16 protein-coding genes and 2 pseudogenes are annotated in these 19,001 nt (G+C 39.9%); 15 read left to right on the forward strand and 3 right to left on the reverse strand.

What is annotated here, in order from left to right; translation table 11 throughout:
- Window positions 1-120 precede the first annotated feature (120 nt).
- The 10 genes from glyA (at window position 121) to H4J63_RS12760 (ending at window position 10,832) form a co-directional block, all read left to right on the forward strand.
- Window positions 121-1,377, forward strand: a complete 1,257-nt coding sequence (gene glyA, locus H4J63_RS12715; RefSeq protein WP_002961763.1) for a serine hydroxymethyltransferase — start codon at window positions 121-123, stop codon at window positions 1,375-1,377.
- Between the two features lie 275 nt (window positions 1,378-1,652).
- Window positions 1,653-2,102, forward strand: coding sequence for a transcriptional regulator NrdR (gene nrdR / locus H4J63_RS12720; protein ID WP_002961761.1), 450 nt, complete (start codon window positions 1,653-1,655; stop codon window positions 2,100-2,102).
- 166 nt (window positions 2,103-2,268) lie between these two features.
- Window positions 2,269-3,402, forward strand: a complete 1,134-nt coding sequence (ribD, locus tag H4J63_RS12725; RefSeq protein WP_039490424.1) for a bifunctional diaminohydroxyphosphoribosylaminopyrimidine deaminase/5-amino-6-(5-phosphoribosylamino)uracil reductase RibD — start codon at window positions 2,269-2,271, stop codon at window positions 3,400-3,402.
- A gap of 16 nt (window positions 3,403-3,418) precedes the next feature.
- Window positions 3,419-4,072 carry a riboflavin synthase gene (locus tag H4J63_RS12730; protein WP_024596291.1) on the forward strand — a complete coding sequence of 218 codons (654 nt, stop codon included), beginning with the start codon at window positions 3,419-3,421 and terminating at the stop codon, window positions 4,070-4,072.
- 29 nt (window positions 4,073-4,101) lie between these two features.
- Window positions 4,102-5,214 carry a bifunctional 3,4-dihydroxy-2-butanone-4-phosphate synthase/GTP cyclohydrolase II gene (gene ribBA, locus H4J63_RS12735; protein ID WP_182196912.1) on the forward strand — a complete coding sequence of 371 codons (1,113 nt, stop codon included), beginning with the start codon at window positions 4,102-4,104 and terminating at the stop codon, window positions 5,212-5,214.
- A gap of 100 nt (window positions 5,215-5,314) precedes the next feature.
- A complete protein-coding gene (gene ribE, locus H4J63_RS12740) occupies window positions 5,315-5,779 on the forward strand; it encodes a 6,7-dimethyl-8-ribityllumazine synthase (protein WP_002961753.1) in 465 nt (154 codons plus the stop codon).
- A 15-nt stretch (window positions 5,780-5,794) separates the two neighbouring features.
- Entirely contained in the window at window positions 5,795-6,205 is a 411-nt protein-coding gene (gene nusB, locus H4J63_RS12745; protein ID WP_002961751.1) for a transcription antitermination factor NusB, read from the forward strand.
- 46 nt (window positions 6,206-6,251) lie between these two features.
- Window positions 6,252-7,226, forward strand: a complete 975-nt coding sequence (thiL, locus tag H4J63_RS12750) for a thiamine-phosphate kinase (protein WP_182196914.1) — start codon at window positions 6,252-6,254, stop codon at window positions 7,224-7,226.
- Window positions 7,223-7,708 (forward strand): phosphatidylglycerophosphatase A, encoded by a 486-nt coding sequence (locus tag H4J63_RS12755; RefSeq protein ID WP_182196916.1) that lies wholly within the window; start codon window positions 7,223-7,225, stop codon window positions 7,706-7,708. Before thiL ends, H4J63_RS12755 begins: the two co-directional genes overlap by 4 nt.
- Window positions 7,709-7,745: 37 nt before the next feature.
- Window positions 7,746-10,832 (forward strand): ligand-binding sensor domain-containing diguanylate cyclase, encoded by a 3,087-nt coding sequence (locus H4J63_RS12760; RefSeq protein ID WP_182196924.1) that lies wholly within the window; start codon window positions 7,746-7,748, stop codon window positions 10,830-10,832.
- A gap of 73 nt (window positions 10,833-10,905) precedes the next feature.
- Here the strand turns inward: H4J63_RS12760 and dxs are convergent, their stop codons facing one another.
- The 3 genes from dxs to H4J63_RS12775 all read right to left on the reverse strand — a co-directional run bounded on the left by dxs (window position 10,906) and on the right by H4J63_RS12775 (window position 14,006).
- A complete protein-coding gene (dxs, locus tag H4J63_RS12765; RefSeq protein ID WP_010554578.1) occupies window positions 10,906-12,768 on the reverse strand; it encodes a 1-deoxy-D-xylulose-5-phosphate synthase in 1,863 nt (620 codons plus the stop codon).
- A 105-nt stretch (window positions 12,769-12,873) separates the two neighbouring features.
- A complete protein-coding gene (ispA, locus tag H4J63_RS12770; protein ID WP_182196926.1) occupies window positions 12,874-13,761 on the reverse strand; it encodes a (2E,6E)-farnesyl diphosphate synthase in 888 nt (295 codons plus the stop codon).
- 2 nt (window positions 13,762-13,763) lie between these two features.
- Window positions 13,764-14,006, reverse strand: coding sequence for an exodeoxyribonuclease VII small subunit (locus H4J63_RS12775; RefSeq protein WP_002961738.1), 243 nt, complete (start codon window positions 14,004-14,006; stop codon window positions 13,764-13,766).
- A 321-nt stretch (window positions 14,007-14,327) separates the two neighbouring features.
- Between H4J63_RS12775 and pomA the strand changes: the two genes are divergently transcribed.
- From pomA to H4J63_RS12800, 5 genes and pseudogenes are all read left to right on the forward strand, one after another.
- Window positions 14,328-15,095: a flagellar motor protein PomA gene (gene pomA, locus H4J63_RS12780; protein ID WP_007587114.1), complete on the forward strand. Its 768-nt coding sequence runs from the start codon at window positions 14,328-14,330 to the stop codon at window positions 15,093-15,095.
- Window positions 15,096-15,097: 2 nt separating this feature from the next.
- The gene (locus tag H4J63_RS12785; protein WP_007587113.1) at window positions 15,098-16,018 is read left to right on the forward strand and encodes a flagellar motor protein MotB; all 921 of its coding nucleotides are present in this window, start codon (window positions 15,098-15,100) and stop codon (window positions 16,016-16,018) included.
- A 151-nt stretch (window positions 16,019-16,169) separates the two neighbouring features.
- A pseudogene (locus H4J63_RS12790) lies at window positions 16,170-16,657 on the forward strand (hypothetical protein).
- A gap of 70 nt (window positions 16,658-16,727) precedes the next feature.
- Entirely contained in the window at window positions 16,728-18,668 is a 1,941-nt protein-coding gene (locus tag H4J63_RS12795) for a DNA topoisomerase III (protein WP_024603831.1), read from the forward strand.
- Window positions 18,669-18,787: 119 nt separating this feature from the next.
- Window positions 18,788-19,001 (forward strand): annotated as a pseudogene (locus tag H4J63_RS12800) (IS110 family transposase); the annotation flags it as partial.

Here is a 19,001-nt window from a genome sequence, read left to right on the forward strand (position 1 = left end):
TGTGAAATAGTTTCAATCCCTGTTTAAATATCCTCAACTTAAGAGCGTAGGCAAAGAGTCGTTTAAAGCGTACAATAAAGCCTCTAAAAAACACCATACACGTTGCCCTAGGAGACCCCAATGTTAGAACGTAGCATGAATATTTCGGATTTTGATCCAGAGTTATTTGACGCGATAAACAAAGAAACTGCTCGCCAAGAAGAGCACATTGAACTAATCGCTTCAGAAAACTACTGTAGCCCACGCGTACTAGAAGCGCAGGGTTCACAGCTTACAAATAAATACGCAGAAGGTTACCCTGGCAAACGTTATTATGGCGGTTGTGAGCACGTTGATGTTGTTGAGCAATTAGCAATTGACCGTGCTAACGAGTTATTTGGTTCTGACTACGCAAACGTACAACCACATGCTGGTTCGCAAGCTAATGCTGCTGTTTTTCTAGCGCTATTAGAAGCAGGCGACACTGTACTTGGTATGAGCTTAGCTCATGGTGGTCACTTAACTCACGGATCACACGTAAGCTTCTCTGGTAAGCTTTACAATGCAATTCAATACGGACTAGATGAAACAACGGGCGAAATTGATTACGCACAGGTTGAAGCACTAGCACTTGAGCATAAACCAAAAATGATTATTGGTGGTTTCTCAGCGTACTCAGGTATTGTTGATTGGGCTAAATTCCGTGAAATTGCTGACAAAGTAGGTGCTTACCTGTTTGTTGATATGGCTCACGTTGCAGGTTTAATTGCGGCAGGCGTTTACCCAAGCCCAGTTCCTCATGCACATGTTGTAACTACAACTACGCATAAAACACTTGCTGGTCCTCGTGGTGGTTTAATTATCTCTGCATGTGGCGACGAAGCAATCTATAAAAAGCTTAACAGCGCAGTTTTCCCTGGTGGCCAAGGTGGTCCTTTATGTCATGTTATTGCAGCAAAAGCCGTGGCATTTAAAGAAGCGCTTCAACCAGAATTTAAAGTATACCAAACACAAGTTGTTAAAAACGCAAAAGCAATGGTTGCTGTAATGCAAGAGCGCGGCTACAAAATCGTATCTGACAAAACTGAAAACCACTTATTCCTACTCGATTTAATCGATAAAGATATCACTGGTAAAGATGCAGATGCAGCCCTTGGTAACGCTAACATCACAGTTAACAAAAACTCAGTGCCAAACGATCCACGTTCTCCGTTTGTAACATCTGGTTTGCGTATTGGTTCTCCTGCAATCACTCGTCGTGGTTTCAAAGAAGAAGAATCAAAAGAGCTTGCTGGCTGGATTTGTGACGTACTAGATAACATCACTGATGAATCTGTACAGGCGCAAGTTAAAGAAAAAGTAAAAGCAATTTGTGCAAAATTACCTGTTTACGCTTAATTGCATAAGCAACAGTAATTAACAGCACAACAGTTAGGGAGCTGTTTATCTTTTGAGATTAAATTTGCGCTGTTTTTGAAGTGGCTCTAAAAGTAGTTTTTGCTTTGTGGCTGGGTTTTGACTCAGTTTATTCGATTATAAATCGCACAGTGCAATTAAATTGGCTCTAGATAAAACAAATTTAAATCCTGAAAGAGCAACAGACCTTAATTTTTGCTAAGATAAAAGACCGCTATTTCGCGGTCTTTTTTGTTTTAAAACGGAAGTACCGAGCTATGCATTGTCCATTTTGTACCGCAAAAGATACTAAAGTTATTGACTCACGCCTTGTTGGTGGTGGCCATCAAGTTCGCAGGCGCCGTGAGTGCAACGACTGCCATGAGCGCTTTACTACATTTGAAGGCGCTGAACTGGTTATGCCTCGTGTTATTAAACAAGACGGCAGCCGCGAACCATTTAACGAAGATAAATTATTAAATGGCTTAAATCGCGCACTCGAAAAACGCCCAGTGAGCACAGAGCAAGTAGACGAAGTAGTGAATATAATAAAATCGCAGTTGCGTGCTACAGGCGAGCGAGAAATTTCAAGCCATTTGGTTGGTGAATGCATTATGGAAGCCCTCAAAAAGCTCGATAAAGTAGCGTATGTAAGATTTGCCTCTGTTTATCGCTCGTTTGAAGATATACGCGAATTTGGCGAAGAAATTGCCCGCTTAGGGGAGTAATACCAATTTTATTAAAAATATGATCATTCTATCGCATTAAATAGCGCACTCACTGCGTTAAAAATTATTCATATAGAACAACTATATGTCATAATTTTCGCCTTGTTATTGCGCTATTTTCTTAGCGCTATAATGGACCACTTATTTAACGCAATTGGTATAATAAATGCTTAACCAAATTACTTTTACTGAACATGATGAAATGTATATGGCACGCGCCATAGAGCTTGCCAAAAAAGGTCGGTTTACTACCACACCTAACCCTAATGTTGGCTGTGTTTTAGTTAAAAATAATCAAATAATTGGTGAGGGGTTCCATCAATTAGCTGGTCAAGGTCATGCAGAAGTAAATGCACTGGCTGTCGCTGGAAAAAATGCACAAGGTGCAACGGCTTATGTAACGCTTGAACCGTGTAGTCATTATGGCCGTACGCCACCGTGCGCCGAAGGCTTAAAAGCTGCCGGTGTGGTAAAAGTAATTGCTGCTATGGTTGATACAAATCCACAAGTTGCTGGCAAAGGCCTTAAAATACTGAGCGACGCGGGTATTGACGTTGCTTACGGGTTACTCGAATCACAAGCTCGCGCACTTAACGTTGGCTTTTTTAAGCGTATGGAACAAGGCTTACCTTATGTGATTTGCAAAATGGCAGCGAGTATTGATGGTAAAACAGCGCTTAAAAATGGGCAAAGTAAGTGGATCACAAGCCCTGCTGCTCGACAAGACGTACAATTATACCGAGCGAAAAGCTGCGCTATTTTAACCGGTGCCGATACAGTGCTAGTAGACGATGCTAAACTTAATGTGCGACTAAGTGAGCTGCCTTGCACACTGCCTACTGATTTGCCGCTTCGCCAGCCCGTGCGTGTTATAATTGACTCTCAAAACCGTTTAACACCTGACCTTGCTTTATTTGAAATCCAAAGTGATGTAATAATATTTACGACTAAGGTTGATAAATCATTGCAATGGCCGCATTTTGTAAAGCATATTGAAGTCAGTGAAAGTAACGGTAAAGTTGATTTACAAGCCGTTTTAGAAAAACTTGGGCAACTGCAGTTTAATAATGTTTGGCTTGAAGCTGGCGCAACACTTGCTGGTAAAATGACAGAGCTTAATTTAGTTGACGAGTTTGTTTTTTATTTAGCGCCTAAACTAATGGGCCATGATGCAAAAAGTTTAGTTAATTTTCCTGAATTGACGAGTATGCAAAACACCGTTGATTTAACATTTAATGAATGTGCGCGCATTGGTGACGATTTACGTATCACCGCGTCAAAACTCATTAAAATCACTTAATAAAAAGAGTAGTGCTATGTTTACTGGGATAATAGAAGCCACAGGCAAAATTGCTTTATTACAAAAAAAACAAGGCGACTTAGCCATTCGTATCCAAAGTACTGATCTTGATATGACAGACGTAAAGTTAGGTGACAGCATTGCAACTAATGGTGTTTGCTTAACTGTAGTTGATAAACATATTGATGGTTTTAGTGCGGATTTATCTAATGAGACGATTAGTTTGACCGGTTTTGCTCACTATGCTTTAGGACAAACGGTGAATCTTGAAAAAGCCATGCAACCTGTTTCTCGTTTAGGCGGTCATTTAGTGTCTGGCCATGTTGATGGTATCGCAACAATTACAAGTATTACAGCAAACGCCAGAGCAACAGAATATTGGCTTACAACTGACGAAAATTTAATGAAATACATTCCGTACAAAGGTTCGGTATGTATTGATGGTATAAGCCTGACAGTAAACGCTGTAGAGGGCAATAAATTCAAATTAACAATTGTCCCACACACGAGTGAGCAAACCACAATTGCTCATTTTAAAGTAGGTACCCAAGTTAATTTAGAAGTAGATCAAATTGCACGTTATTTAGAGCGCCTTATAAAGGGTGCAGAGCAGCCAACGGGCTCTGATATTTCGATGAGCTTACTCGCTAAAGCGGGTTTTATTAAATAACGAAACTGACAACTTACACGAGCAAATTTATGAATTTACACAGTGCGCAAGAAATCATCGACGATATTAAAGCCGGTAAAATGGTTATTTTAATGGATGATGAAGATAGAGAAAATGAAGGCGATTTAATAATAGCTGCTGAGCATATTAGCGCAGAAGCGATTAATTTCATGGCTACCCATGGCCGTGGTTTAATTTGTTTAACCATGACGCAAGAGCGTTGCGAGCAACTTGATTTACCGTTAATGGTTAAAAACAATGGTGCAGCATTTTCGACTAACTTTACAATGTCGATAGAAGCATCAAAAGGTGTTACAACCGGTATTTCAGCAGCAGATAGAGCGCGTACAGTGCAAGCGGCTATAGCTAAAGGCGCAGTCCCAAGTGATATTGTTCAGCCTGGACATATTTTTCCTATTATGGCGCAACCTGGTGGCGTATTAACTCGCGCAGGACACACTGAAGCTGGCTGTGATTTAGCGCGTTTAGCTGGACTTGAAGCATCATCTGTTATTGTTGAAATACTTAATGCTGACGGCACTATGGCACGTCGCCCTGATTTAGAAGTTTTTGCGAAAGAGCACGATATTAAAATTGGCACCATTGCTGATTTAATCGAATACCGCAACTTAAACGAAACAACAATTGAGCAAGTAGCAAAATGTAAGTTACCAACTGTTCATGGTGAATTTGATTTAGTTACTTACAAAGACACAATTGACGGCCAATTACATTACGTATTGCTCAAAGGCGATATAAAAGATCAAGAGCCGACAAATGTACGTGTACATTTGCAAAGTACCTTTAACGATATTCTACTTTCAGACAGAAGTGCTGACCGTAGCTGGGGCCTTTCTGAAGCAATGGCTTATATCGCTAAAAATGAAGGTGCTTTAGTTATTTTAGGTAAGCAAGAAAGCACTGAAGAGTTAGAGGCAACTGTGAAAGCATTTGCAGCAGCTGATGCTGGCGAAAGCGTTACGCCACTTAAATTCAAAGGTACATCTCGTACTGTTGGCGTAGGTTCGCAAATACTTGCCGATCTTGGAATTAAACAAATGCGATTAATGAGTCGCCCTAAAAAGTACCATGCACTTTCGGGCTTTCATTTAGAAGTTGTTGATTACGTTGAGCCACAATAAGCATCACGCTTAAACTAGGCTATTATTTTATTTTTATGGTATGATGCGCAGCAATTTTTGCGCAATCGCAACCGCTTGAACTTATTTTTAGGGTTATCAAATGAAAATTATTGAAGGTAATAAGTACGCTCCAGGCAAAAAATTTGCCATTGTCATTTCTCGTTTTAATGACTTTATTGGTAGCAGCCTCCTTGCAGGTGCTGTTGATGAGCTAAAACGCACAGGTGGCGTATCAGATGACGACATTACCGTTATTTATGTGCCAGGCGCGGTAGAATTACCTTTAGCGGCTAAACGCGTTGCGGCAAAAAAAGAGTATGATGCAATCATCGCATTAGGCGTAGTGATCAGAGGTGGTACACCACACTTTGACCTAGTTGCTGGCGAATCAAACAAAGGTCTTGCGCAAGTATCACTTGAGTATGATATCCCGGTTGCATTTGGCGTATTAACCACAGAAAGCATTGAACAAGCAATTGAGCGTGCTGGCACCAAAATGGGCAATAAAGGCGGCGAAGCTGCTTTAGGCGCGCTTGAAATGGTTAATGTGTTAGATAAAATTTAAGTTTAAGGAATTTTTGTGAAACCAGCAGCAAGACGTAAAGCACGTATCTTAGCACTCCAAGCCGTTTATTCTTGGCAAATAAGTGGCAATTTAATTGCCGATATCGAACAACAAATGTTGATCGAAACAGACGTTACTAAAATTGATGTTGAATACTTTAAAGATCTAGCGACGGGTGTTGCTGTAAATTACAAGCAACTAGACGAAGCTGTATCACCACATTTAACACGTCCGTTTGATGACTTAGATATGGTTGAGCGTGCAATTTTACGTTTAAGCAGCTATGAGCTTAAGTTCCGTGAAGACGTACCTTATAAAGTTGCTATTAACGAAGGTATTGAACTGGCCAAAATTTTTGGCGCTGAAGACAGCCATAAATTTGTAAACGGTGTACTTGATAAAGCTGTTAAGCATTTACGCAAGTAAGTAAACCGTTAAAGAGGGGAGCCGGCATAGGCCGGCTTTTTTGTGTATGAAGGAATTTGAATTAATTAACCGCTACTTTAAAGGTCGCGGTATCACCCGTCGTGATGTAAACCTAGGTATAGGGGATGATTGCGCTTTAGTAACCGTTCCACAAAACTGCCAACTTGCCGTTACAACAGACACTCTTGTTGCTGGCGTACACTTTTTTGATGATATTTCCCCTCGTGCATTAGGTCACAGAGCGCTTGCTGTTAATTTAAGTGATTTAGCGGCCATGGGCGCTGAGCCGACTTGGGTTTCAGTTGCGTTAACTTTGCCAAGTATTGACCCACAGTGGATTGAAGAGTTTACTGATGGCATGCATGAAATTGCTGAATATTTTAATGTGCAGATTATAGGTGGCGATACAACTCAGGGCCCACTAACCATCACTATTTGTGCGAAAGGGACTGTACCCGAAGGTACTGCACTTCGTCGTAATGGCGCAAAAGTGGGTGATTGGATTTATGTTACGGGTCCGCTAGGTGACGCTGGACTTGCAATTGAGTCTCGCAAACAAGGTATAAGTATTGAGCCAGAGCATTTAAAGTACGTAAATAAACGCTTTGACTTTCCAACCCCACGTGTTGCTGCAGGGCAGGTATTACGAGGCCTTGCATCATCGGCTATTGATGTGTCGGACGGCTTAATCGCTGATTTAAGTCATATACTCGATATGTCACAAGTAAGTGCAGTGGTGAATATTGAAAGTATTCCAACTTCAGATGCGATGCAAGCAAGCCTTGATTTTAATCAGCAGCTGCCATTTATTCTCAGTTACGGTGATGATTACGAATTAATTTTTACGGTCCCTGATAGCAATAAAAGTATGTTAGAAATAAAGCTACGCCAGTATGGTGTAGATGCAACATGCATTGGCCAAGTTAAAAGTGGCGATGGCCAAATTGAGCTTTTACACAACGGTGAAAAGTTTGATTTTGAACCGCAGGGTTTTGAGCACTTTGCAAAGGAGCTGGTTTGAACAATAACCGCAAGTTTAATTTAAAGCGTCCACATCAGTTTTTTGGTCTGGGCTTTGGGACTGGGCTTGCCCCTAAAGCGCCCGGTACATTTGGTACATTTGCTGCATTGCCATTCATTTTTATGACCATGTATTATCCGTTATGGCTGCAAATTGTATTTGCCGTTGTGATCAGTATATTTGGTATATGGGCGTGCGGTAAAACGGCTGATGATTTAGGCGTGCACGATCATCCTGCTATTGTATGGGATGAAGTGGCGGGTTATTACATCACTATGATTGGCGCAGCACTTAACTGGCAAACATTACTCGTAGGTTTTTTGTTATTTCGCTTTTTTGATATAGCAAAACCCGGCCCAATCCGTATGCTAGACAAACGAGTACATGGCGGTTTAGGTATAATGGCCGACGATATACTTGCGGGTATTTTTTCGCTTATATGTTTACAAGCGTTAATAAAAGTGGGTTTACTGCCCTTTTAATTTTTATATTTGATTTGTTTAACTAGGTGGCAGCAATATGATGCGATTTTTACTGGTTTGTGTACTTATGTTGTGCGCGACGCCAAGTTGGGCTTCAATTACTGATTACGTAGTTAAGCAATGGAATATAAAAGATGGCCTACCGTCGCAATCACTTAAAAGTGTTGTGCAAGATCAGCAAGGCTATATGTGGCTTGGTACGCAATTTGGTTTAAGCCGTTTTGATGGTACAACATTTACAAATTACAACACGCAAAATAGTCCATTCTTGCCTAGTAATGGTGTTAATAAGCTTTTAGTCGATTCTAGTGGTTTGTTATGGGTAGGCACTAAAAGTGGCTTGGTAGTTATTAACCCAGCCACATTTGCAGCACAAGAATTTAATATTAAAGGTCCAGTAAGGGATATTCTTGAGGACTCTAAAGGTAGCATATGGATTGCGGCCAACGGCTTATACTATGTAGATAGAGGGCAAGTTGATTTACGCACTGAAGTAAATGGTCCTCTACCTATTGTTAATGCTACTGTGATCACACAAATAGTTGGCTCTGTTAGCCAAATGGCACTCTCTCCTGAAGGCATTTGGCTGGTTAATGATCGTCATTTATTACGCCTTACAAAAAACTCATCAGATTTTTCTAAACTACGTTTAGAGCTTACCGCAAAAATATCTTTACCAGAGCGCTTAGCGCAAACCATAGTGCACGATTTATCATTTTTAAATGGTAATTTGTATATAGCTTCTGAGCTAGGTGCATACTTTTTAGATTTAGATGACGAGCTAAGACCTTTTCCTCTACCTAATGCAAATAACTCAGCCGTTTATAAGTTTATGAGTGATACCGATGGTGGCTTGTGGGTTTCGACCTATGGACGCTTATTATTCAGAGATAAAACCGGTGAGTGGCAATGGGTAGAGCCTAGCCAACTCGATCAAAGTATATGGTTTGCTGATATTTTTAGAGATGATAAAAATAACGTTTGGTTAGCAAGCTTTAGTGAAGGCTTGTGGCTTGCTCATGAAGGACGAGTCGAAAGGCATTCAGCAGTTTCAAACATGACCGAATCTGTTATGGCTATTAGCCAAGCACCCGATGGTAAACTGTGGGTTGCGAATAAAAGCGGCATTGGTTATTTCGATTTAGATAAAAGTTTTATTAATTTAGTCCCAAGTAGTAAATATGGATACGCATCAGTACACGATCTACAATTTGATGGTGAGCGATTATATATAGCCACAGGGCGCGGCTTATTTGTTTTTGAAAACAAGACACTTTACACCGTCCCAGGTCGAGCACTTCGCGATAATCCGGTATTTGCAATAAGTCGCTCTAGTAAAGGCGGCTTTTGGATTGGTACCGGACGCGGTTTATATCGATTAAATTATGCTGGTTTAACGCCTTTTGCCTATAACGCTTTTTTAGGTAGTAAGTTTATTACCTACGTATTAGATAAAACAAACTTTGGTGTGATTGGTACTAGTAAGGGCGCATATTACTTTACAGACCGTGGCATTGAAAAAATTGGCGACCAAACAACACTTGAAAGCGCATACGTAACTAGCGTGCTACATATAGATGGCGTGGGTATTTTAATCGGCTCTCTTAACGACGGGCTTTTTTACAGAAGTACGCAAGGGCAATGGCGTCAGCTCGATGCAGCTAATGGTTTACCGTATGGTTCTATATTTAGCCTAGAATATGATGAAAAGTTAAAGCATGTTTGGGTAAGCACCATGAAAGGTGTTTACAGAATGCCTGTAGAGCAATTTAAAACAGAAATAAAAAGCTTAAAAGTTGAAGAAGTAATTTCATCTTTTGACCGTCAACTTGATGGTAAAGCGAATCAATGTTGTAGTGGACTTGGGCATGATGCGGTAGCAGACACCGGAAATTCTATTTGGTACCCAAGCTTACAAGGTGTTGTTGAAATACCTAAAAATGTAGAGCTATTTGGTGTGCTTGCATTAAAGCCAACAATAGAGACAATAACAACGCCACTTCGTCATTTAACTACCGCTGCGCTTGGTAAAAAACCATCATTAGAAACAGACGAGCGTGATATAACGCTAACTTACACAGCTATTGATTACTATGCACCAAACAGCATTGAATTTAGATATAAACTAAGTGGCTTAGATAGTGATTGGCGCTATGCAAATACGCGACGTGAAGCTATTTATACTAACTTGCCTCCTGGCTCGTTTTTGTTTCAATTAGAAGCTAAGCGCCAAGGTGAAGACTGGGCTAAAGCGCAAGATGTAGAATACGGTTTTGTAGTGCCTGAGCGCTTTGACGAAACAATTTACTTTAGGCTTTTAATTACCAGTGGTTTTATTTTGCTTTTTTATCTCATTTTTTGGGTGTTTAGAGCACAAGAGCGCAGAAAACAAGAAGCATTAGAGGGCTTAATCACTGAGCGTACCTTAGAGCTTCGCCAAGCTAATGATAAATTAGGCCAAGTGAATTCACAGCTTAAATTAGTGAGTCACTCAGATGAGCTAACAGGGCTACGTAGTCGCCGCTTTTTGTTTGATCAACTCCCTAAAGATATTGAGCACTTTCAACGTAATTCACAGTCGCTGCAGGCACAAGGTAAGTCACTGGTGCTGGTAATTATTAACTTTGATAACTTCAGCCGTATTAACGATGCGTATGGCCCAATTGCAGGTGATAGCTGCTTACAGCAAATGGCTGCATTGTTAAATTCGCGTACGCAGGGCTCTGACTATGTGGCACGTTGGAGTGGTGATGAGTTTTTACTATTATTACGTGATTTTAAATGCAATAAAATAGACAGCTATGCTTCAGATCTTTGTAAAGTAATAGCGGCTAATTCATTCCAATTACCAAATGGAAAAACAACTAATATCACGGCATCAATTGGTTGGTCATTTTATCCATTACCACTTTTGGGTGGGCAGGTAATTAGCTGGGAGACATCTATTAACCTAGCAGATATTTCATTGCACCAAGTTAAAAAGCGCGGTGGTGATGGTGTTGCAAATATTACGTTTGATGATCAGCTTGATGCATTTGAGTTTGAACAAAATTCTAACGTTGATCAACAATTAGGTATTTTACAAAGCAATGGCCTAGCTGATATTAAAGTGTGGATGCGCTGATCAGCAATATTTGATATTAAAAAAGGAGCCTAGGCTCCTTTTTTAATATGCTCAACTTTAGATGTATAGGAAGTTAATTAATAAACGCTTTAATAGCGGTTAATATTCCTTGCTCGCCTAACCCCATTTCATCGTGCATTTCATCTTGAGTGCCGTGTTTAATAAACTCATCAGGAATACCTAAGTTAAGGATATTAATATCAGTTTTTTGCGTTGCTAAGAATTCGTTAACTGCAGAGCCGGCACCGCCAGCAATCGCATTATCTTCAAGCGTAACAATTACATCGTGGCTAGTTGCAAGCTCATTTAAAAGTGCGGTATCAAGTGGTTTAATAAAACGCATATTAACAAGCGTTGCATCTAATTCATCTGCAGCAAGCTGTGCATTTTCAAGTAATGTACCGAACGATAAAATGGCAATTTTACTGCCTTTCTTAATTGTATCTGCCTTACCTATTTCAAGCAGTTGCATAGTGCTTTCAATGTCTGCAGTACCTGCACTACCTCGAGGATAACGAACTGCAACAGGGCAGTTTGCTTTATAACCGGTGTATAGCATTTGGCGGCATTCGTTGGTATCGCTTGGTGCCATAATTACCATATTTGGAATGCAGCGCATAAAGCTTAAATCGTACGCACCTTGGTGAGTTTCACCATCGGCTCCAACAATACCAGCGCGGTCAATGGCAAATAATACAGGTAAGTTTTGCAGTGCAACATCATGTATTAATTGGTCATACGCACGTTGTAAAAAGCTTGAGTAAATAGCAACAACAGGTTTTAAACCTTCACAGGCAAAGCCAGCGGCTAAAGTAACGGCATGCTGCTCAGCAATAGCTACATCAAAGTATTGATCTGGATGCTCTTTAGAAAAACGTACCATGCCTGAACCTTCGCGCATTGCAGGCGTGATAGCCATTAACTTACTGTCTTGTTCGGCCATATCACATAACCAATCGCCGAATACTTTTGAAAAAGTAGCAGCACTAGGTTTAGATTTAGGTAGGCTAGTTGTGCTCGGATCGAATTTTGGTACACCATGATAGCCAATAGGATCGGCTTCAGCCGGTTTGTAGCCCTTACCTTTTTGGGTTTTTATATGTAAAAGCTGTGGGCCTTTTAAATTACGCATATTACGTAATGTATCTACAAGCATGTTTACATCGTGACCATCAATGGGACCAATGTAATTTAGGCCTAATTCTTCAAAGAAGGTACCCGGGATCATCATGCCTTTAATGTGCTCTTCCATTTTACTGGCAAGTTGCTTTACCGGAGGCACTCCTGAGAGTAACTTTTTACTACCTTCACGAATGTTAGTATAAAAGCTACCTGATAAAATTCGAGCAAAGTGATTTGTTAATGCGCCAACATTTTCAGAAATCGACATTTCGTTATCATTTAAAATAATAAGCATGTCTGATTTTACATCACCTAAATGATTCATCGCTTCAAATGCCATGCCTGCGGTTATAGCTCCGTCACCAATAATGGCTACAGACTTTCGACCTTTACCTTCTTTTTGTGCAGCAATAGACATACCTAAGGCAGCTGAAATAGAGGTGCTTGAATGGCCTACGCTAAACGTATCGTATTGGCTTTCATCGCGAAAAGGAAAAGGGTGTAAACCGTCTTTTTGGCGAATGGTGTGCATTTGCTCGCGACGACCAGTAAGAATTTTATGCGGATAAGCTTGATGACCCACATCCCAAACTAGGCGATCGTCTGGAGTGTTATAAACATAATGCAGGGCAACGGTTAGTTCAACCGTCCCTAAACCAGACGCTAGATGACCGCTACTTTGCGATACTGAGTTGAGTAAATAATCGCGCAGCTCATTGCTAAATGCAGGGAGTTTGTCTTGCGCTAAGTCACGCAATTGGGCTGGCTCGTCAACCAAATTAAGTAATGGATACTTGCTACTATCAAGTGTCATGGTTTTATATATATCCTTCGCTAACATTAATTAATTCAAAGCTTTTACGAATAATTAATGTTGAGTAATAATGTCAGTGCTAATTGCAATACGTATGAGCAAAAATTAGTGGTCACGCTCAATTAGATAATTTGCTAGCGACGCAAGAAGTGTTGTGTCAGCATCTATATTTGCTAACGCTTCATGGGCTTGTTGTATTAAATTTTGCGCCTTTTCTTTAGCGCCTAGCATACCTAATAACGCCGGATATGTCGCTTTATTCGCGGCAATATCGGAGCCTTGTGGCTTTCCTAAAATAACTGTATCGCCTTCAACATCTAAAATGTCGTCGTGTACTTGAAATGCTAGCCCTATAGCATACCCAAAAACACTTAAATTTTCTAAGGTTTGTTGATCAGCCTTTTCACTGCACAGTGCACCAAGTGTAATTGCGCAATTAATTAGAGCTCCGGTTTTTAGCTTATGTATTCGCTCAAGCTCTTGTACGGTAATTACTTTATCAGTTGCTGCTATATCAAGGCCTTGTCCGCCAACCATACCCTGAAGGCCTGATGCGTGGGCAAGTGTAGCAATCATTTTTACTTGTGTTTGCGATGAGCATTCAAATTTGTGATTCGCAATAAGCTCAAAAGCAAGAGTTTGAAGAGCATCACCGGCTAAAATTGCATTTGCCTCGCCAAACTCTATATGACAAGTAGGGCGTCCGCGGCGTAAGTCGTCATCATCCATTGCTGGTAAGTCATCATGGACTAACGAATAGCTATGAATACACTCAATTGCAGCAGCAAGTACGTTTAAGTCTTGATGGTTTGCGCCGAGCATTTTACCTGTGGCATAAACTAAAAATGGACGTAATCTTTTACCGCCATTAAATAATCCATACTGGGTGGCGTTATTTACCGTTTCTTCTGTATCGAGAGGCTGGTTAAAATGCTGTTGTAAGGTCGCTACTACATCTTTTTGAGCACGTTCAATATGATTTTTTATGCTCACAGCTATTCCATATCATTATCAAAATTTGTAAGTACTGACTTTTCGCCATTCCCCATCAAAATTGATACTTTTTGTTCTGCTTGCTGTAATTTCCCTGATGAAGCACTTGCTAATGCAATTCCACGCTCAAATTGCTTTAACGATTGCTCAAGCGATAAGTCACCTTGTTCCATGTCACTAACGATTGTAGATAATTCTTCTAGTGCTTGTTCGAAACTTAAGTTTTCAGGTTTTTTAGTCGCCATCTTTATTTCAGCTTACATAATAAATTTAGGGGTCAATTTTAGGGGGAATGCTAAACTAGGTCAAAGGATGATATTGGTTTTTTACCTTTATAACGTTAAATTATATTTCAAGTGCATTAATAAAGCCTTAATGGCGGTCTGTTGGTTTAATAAATCAATTGATAATTAGGTAGCCTTTATAACTTGATCTAAGATAGTGCTAAAGGCTGCTTTTTATGTTTATTTATAAAAATGGCTTAAGCAATTCAATATGTTGCCGATAAGCAGTTAATAATAAAAGTTTATGATAAGGCCATTAAGCATGAAACTTCTGGAGGAAATGTGGATTTAGCAACCATAATCGGGATCCTAGGCGCAATTGGCTTAATTGTCATGTCTATGTTTATGAGTAGTAGCGGTGAAATGGCTATGTTTTACAATACCCCGTCTGTGGTTATTGTATTTGGTGGTTCACTCTTTATTGTTTTATCAAACTTCACTATGTCGCAATTTTTGGGGATAGGTAAAGTTGTTGCCAAAGCGTTTATGTTTAAAATCGAAACGCCAGAAATACTTATCGAAAAAGCAGTAGAACTTGCGGATTCAGCTCGTAAAGGCGGTTTTTTAGCACTCGAAGAAGCTGAAATTCCAAACCCCTTTATGCGCAAAGGCGTCGATATGCTCGTTGATGGCCACGACGCAGATGTAGTTCGCGCTACACTTCAAAAAGATATTTCTCTAACCACGACTCGCCATGAATTGGGCGCGGGTTTATTTAAGTCGTTAGCTGATATAGGGCCTGCAATGGGTATGATTGGTACTCTAATTGGTTTGGTTGCAATGTTGTCTAACATGGATGACCCAAAGGCAATTGGTCCGGCAATGGCAGTAGCACTATTAACAACTTTATATGGCGCGTTTTTAGCCAATGTCGTGGCAATTCCTATTCAGGTAAAACTTGAACTGCGTAAAGACGAGGAAGCTATGAATCAGCGTTTAATTTTGGATGCTATTTTAGGTATACAAGATGGTCAAAATCCAAAAGTAATCGAAGGTATTTTGAAAAATTACTTAGCTGAATCTAAACGCAAAGTAGATACCGAGGAGTAACTATGTCTGATCAAGAGTGCAAATGTCCACCACCAGGTCTACCTGCATGGATGGGAACGTTTGCCGATTTAATGTCACTTTTAATGTGCTTTTTTGTACTCTTGCTCGCGTTTTCAGAAATGGATGTACTTAAGTTTAAACAAATTGCGGGCTCTATGAAGTTTGCTTTCGGTGTGCAGAATAAAATTGAAGTAAAAGACATCCCTAAAGGGACCTCTGTTATTGCCATGGAGTTTACCCCAGGCAAACCAGAGCCAACCCCAATAGAAACCATTCAGCAGCAAACAGTCGAAATGACTCAACAAATGTTAGAGTTTCAGGCTGGCGATGAAAGCTCAGCAGGCGGCAGGCAAGAACAGCGCGGGGATAAACGCGGTGGCGAATCTCGTAGTACCTCACAAGAAGAATCTTCTGAGCAAGCAACTTCAGCAGCCGATCAGGAACAAACTAACGAGCTTGTTAAAAAGATAGCGCAGCAGCTTGAAAAGCAAATAATCGATGGCGCAATTGAGCTTGAGTCTTTAGGGCAGCAAATAATTATTCGCATTAGAGAGAATGGTTCATTTCCTTCAGGTAGTGCATTTTTACAACCTAAGTTTAAACCTATAATTCAAGATATCGGTGTGCTGTTAAAAGATGTACCTGGTGAAATAACAGTATCTGGCCATACAGATGATTTTCAGGTATCGAATGAGTTATATATTAACAATTGGGACCTATCATCAAAGCGGGCAGTAGCCGTTGCCAGTGAGCTACAAAAAGTTCAAGGCTTTGATAAAACCCGAATGATGGTGGTTGGTCGAGCTGAAACACGACCACTTGTACCGAATGACACCGATGAAGATCGCCGCAGGAATCGCCGAGTAGAAATATCTATACTACAAGGTAAAGCAAAAGAGTCAGCTCCTATAGATGTAAGATAACTTTTATTGGCAAACACACTTATTTATCATAAAGTATGCTTTCTTTAACAAATGTAACGGAATAGTTTATGAAAAAGGTCGATAAGTTTAGTCATATGCCAGGAAATGGCGGTGGTAATGACGATGATGAAAAAAAACTTGATTAACTCTAATGCCTGAATGGTTTTTAAAGACTATATTGATATTAGATACTAGTTGGGTGTTTATTTTAAGCCCTGCTATTTTCATCTTTTATTTTAGAAAAGATTATTTGGCCCTGCGTTTCGCTTTAATTACAGCCGCTTTTTTTTATATGGAACCATTATTCATCCTTACTTGAAAGAGTTTGATAATGGGATTTATGTTTATCGATACCTTGTTTGGGCCCTTAATGATATTGCTTGGATGGCACTCATCGCATATCTGGGTTTAAAAGATAAGGTTTATTTATGGCAATGCGTATTAGGTCAATTGGTTGTTATTATGGCACCAATTTTACAGCTATTTAGATTAGTCGACCGCCATTTATGGGATCTTTCTTATAGTACATACATTTATAAAACCTTATTGCCATTTATTAATATAGGCACCGTTGTTGTTTGTTATCTTCCGCTTATTTATATTTTAACAAAAGACAAAAAAAGCCCAGCTAGCCAATAGTTACAAAAAGTTCCCTCCTTTAAAATAGCTGTGCTAGACTACTGTTTATATAAACAGTGATGAGCAGGCTATGAAACTCTACATTGCAGAAAAACCTTCACTTGGACGCGCTATTGCTGATGCGTTACCAAAACCACACAAAAAATATGATGGTTATATAGAAGTCGCTAATGGCGATTGTGTATCGTGGTGTATTGGACATTTGCTAGAACAAGCAGAACCCGATGATTACGATGAGCGCTTTAAAAAGTGGCAGTTTGAACACTTACCTATAATACCTGAACAGTGGAAGTTAAAAGCCAAAACCAAAACTCGCAAACAGCTCACTGTTTTAAAAAAATTAATTAAACAAGCCTCGCAACTTATTCACGCTGGCGATCCAGACCGTGAAGGCCAGCTACTAGTCGATCAAGTAATTGAAGAAGCTAAAATAAGTCAGGCTAAAAAGCAGAGTACGCAACGTTTACTCATTAGTGATTTAAACTTATCGGCGGTAAAAAAATCACTGGGTACTATGCGTTCTAATCGAGATTTTATTCCGCTAAGTGTATCTGCTTTAGCGCGCTCTCGTGCTGATTGGCTATTTGGTATGAATTTAACACGTGCATACACACTAGCTGGGCAAAAAGCAGGGTTTGGTAATGTGCTTTCGGTAGGGCGAGTACAAACCCCTATTTTAGGTCTTGTTGTTAATAGAGATAACGAAATAGCACACTTTGTATCTAAGCCTTTTTACGATGTACTGGCGCATTTACTTACTCCAGATAACCAGCCATTCATAGCTAAGTGGGTTCCTAGTAAAGCATGTGAGCCACATCAAGATGAAGAAGGGCGAATACTTAACAAAGCACTCGCACAAAATGTTGCTTCACGCATTACAAAGCAAAGTGCTGAGCTTACTTCACTTGACCAAAAACAAAAAAAACAAAGTGCTCCATTACCTTATAATTTATCTGCACTACAAATCGATGCGGCTAAAGCATTTGGTATGCCAGCTCAAAAAGTGTTGGATATTTGCCAAATACTTTACGAACGTCATAAATTAATTACTTACCCACGCTCGGATAATCGTTATTTACCTAAAGATCACCATCAAGATGCATCAGCTATTTTTAAAGCTATAAGTGCTAATGGTGGGCAAAGCAGTGAATTAGTAAACGGGGCTGATGTAAAAAAGCGTAGTAAATGTTTTAACGATTCAAAAGTGGCTGCCCATCATGCCATTGTGCCTACGGCTAAGCAGTTAAAGTCAGCGAGTTTGAACGGTGACGAAGCGAAGGTATATCAATTAATAAGCCGCCATTACCTAATTCAGTTTTATCCCGACTATATTTATAACGAAACTAAAGCAGAGATAACAATCGCTGGCGGATTATTTAAAGCAAATGCAAAACAAGATGTAAGCCTGGGCTTTAAGGTATTAATGGGTAAGTCTGAATTAAAAGATGAAGCTACGTTACCTCCTTTAACTAAAGGTATGCCTCTTTTTTGTGAGCAAGGCGAAGTGGTCGAAAAGCATACATCACCTCCTGCTTATTTTACCGATGCTACATTATTGGCTGCGATGACCGGCATTAGTCGTTATGTTAAAGATCCACAAATTAAAAAAGTATTAAAAGACACTGATGGTTTAGGTACGGAGGCAACACGTGCGGGAATAATCGAGTTGTTATTTAAGCGGCGTTTTTTAAAACGTGAAGGTAAGTCAATTAGAGCGACCGAAACGGGACTTGCCCTTATTAGCGTATTACCACAAGGTTTAGCGAGTCCTGATTTAACCGCAAAGTGGGAATCGAGCTTAGGTGATATCGCGCAGCAAGTAATGAGTTATCAGCAATTTTTACAGCCTTTACTTACTGACCTAAATGGGTTTGTACAATTAGCAGCAAACTGCGATAGCAATGCATTTGCAAGGTTACCAAAAAGTTCACCTAAAAAACGCTTTGCTAAACGAGGTGGAAAAGCGACCTTTAAAAAGTCGAGTTATAAAAAAAGCTCTGTTGCTAGTTAGCTACAGAGCCATTTTATTAAACGATATTACTTAACCTGATGTAATGGTCTCCTCCCTATACGGCATCTATGTGCCATGATTAAAGTGGTTACAATAATCAAAGGGACAAGAAGACCAAAATGAAGATTACAACAATTGGTTTAGATATAGCAAAAAGATTTTTCCATGTGGTGTGCTGCAATGAACAAGGGCGCTTAGTTAAAAAAAAAATGTTAAAGCGTGCGCAAGTGTTATCTTTTTTCCAACAACACACTACGTGTTTAGTTGCTTTAGAGGCCTGTGCAACTTCTCATTTTTGGGCTCGAGAAATCAGAAAATGTGGTCATCAGATAA

This window comes from Pseudoalteromonas sp. 5Ae-yellow, assembly GCF_014077565.1.
Taxonomy (GTDB): Bacteria; Pseudomonadota; Gammaproteobacteria; order Enterobacterales; family Alteromonadaceae; genus Pseudoalteromonas.

Bases quoted from the DNA above. Each gene is read 5' to 3' on its own strand.
- ribBA (WP_182196912.1), top strand. From the start codon at position 4,102: ATGAATTTACACAGTGCGCAAGAAATCATCGACGATATTAAAGCCGGT.
- glyA (WP_002961763.1), top strand. From the start codon at position 121: ATGTTAGAACGTAGCATGAATATTTCGGATTTTGATCCAGAGTTATTT.
- dxs (WP_010554578.1), bottom strand. From the start codon at position 12,768: ATGACACTTGATAGTAGCAAGTATCCATTACTTAATTTGGTTGACGAG.
- H4J63_RS12760 (WP_182196924.1), top strand. From the start codon at position 7,746: ATGATGCGATTTTTACTGGTTTGTGTACTTATGTTGTGCGCGACGCCA.
- H4J63_RS12785 (WP_007587113.1), top strand. From the start codon at position 15,098: ATGTCTGATCAAGAGTGCAAATGTCCACCACCAGGTCTACCTGCATGG.
- ribD (WP_039490424.1), top strand. From the start codon at position 2,269: ATGCTTAACCAAATTACTTTTACTGAACATGATGAAATGTATATGGCA.
- thiL (WP_182196914.1), top strand. From the start codon at position 6,252: ATGAAGGAATTTGAATTAATTAACCGCTACTTTAAAGGTCGCGGTATC.
- H4J63_RS12775 (WP_002961738.1), bottom strand. From the start codon at position 14,006: ATGGCGACTAAAAAACCTGAAAACTTAAGTTTCGAACAAGCACTAGAA.
- nrdR (WP_002961761.1), top strand. From the start codon at position 1,653: ATGCATTGTCCATTTTGTACCGCAAAAGATACTAAAGTTATTGACTCA.
- H4J63_RS12730 (WP_024596291.1), top strand. From the start codon at position 3,419: ATGTTTACTGGGATAATAGAAGCCACAGGCAAAATTGCTTTATTACAA.
- H4J63_RS12795 (WP_024603831.1), top strand. From the start codon at position 16,728: ATGAAACTCTACATTGCAGAAAAACCTTCACTTGGACGCGCTATTGCT.
- ribE (WP_002961753.1), top strand. From the start codon at position 5,315: ATGAAAATTATTGAAGGTAATAAGTACGCTCCAGGCAAAAAATTTGCC.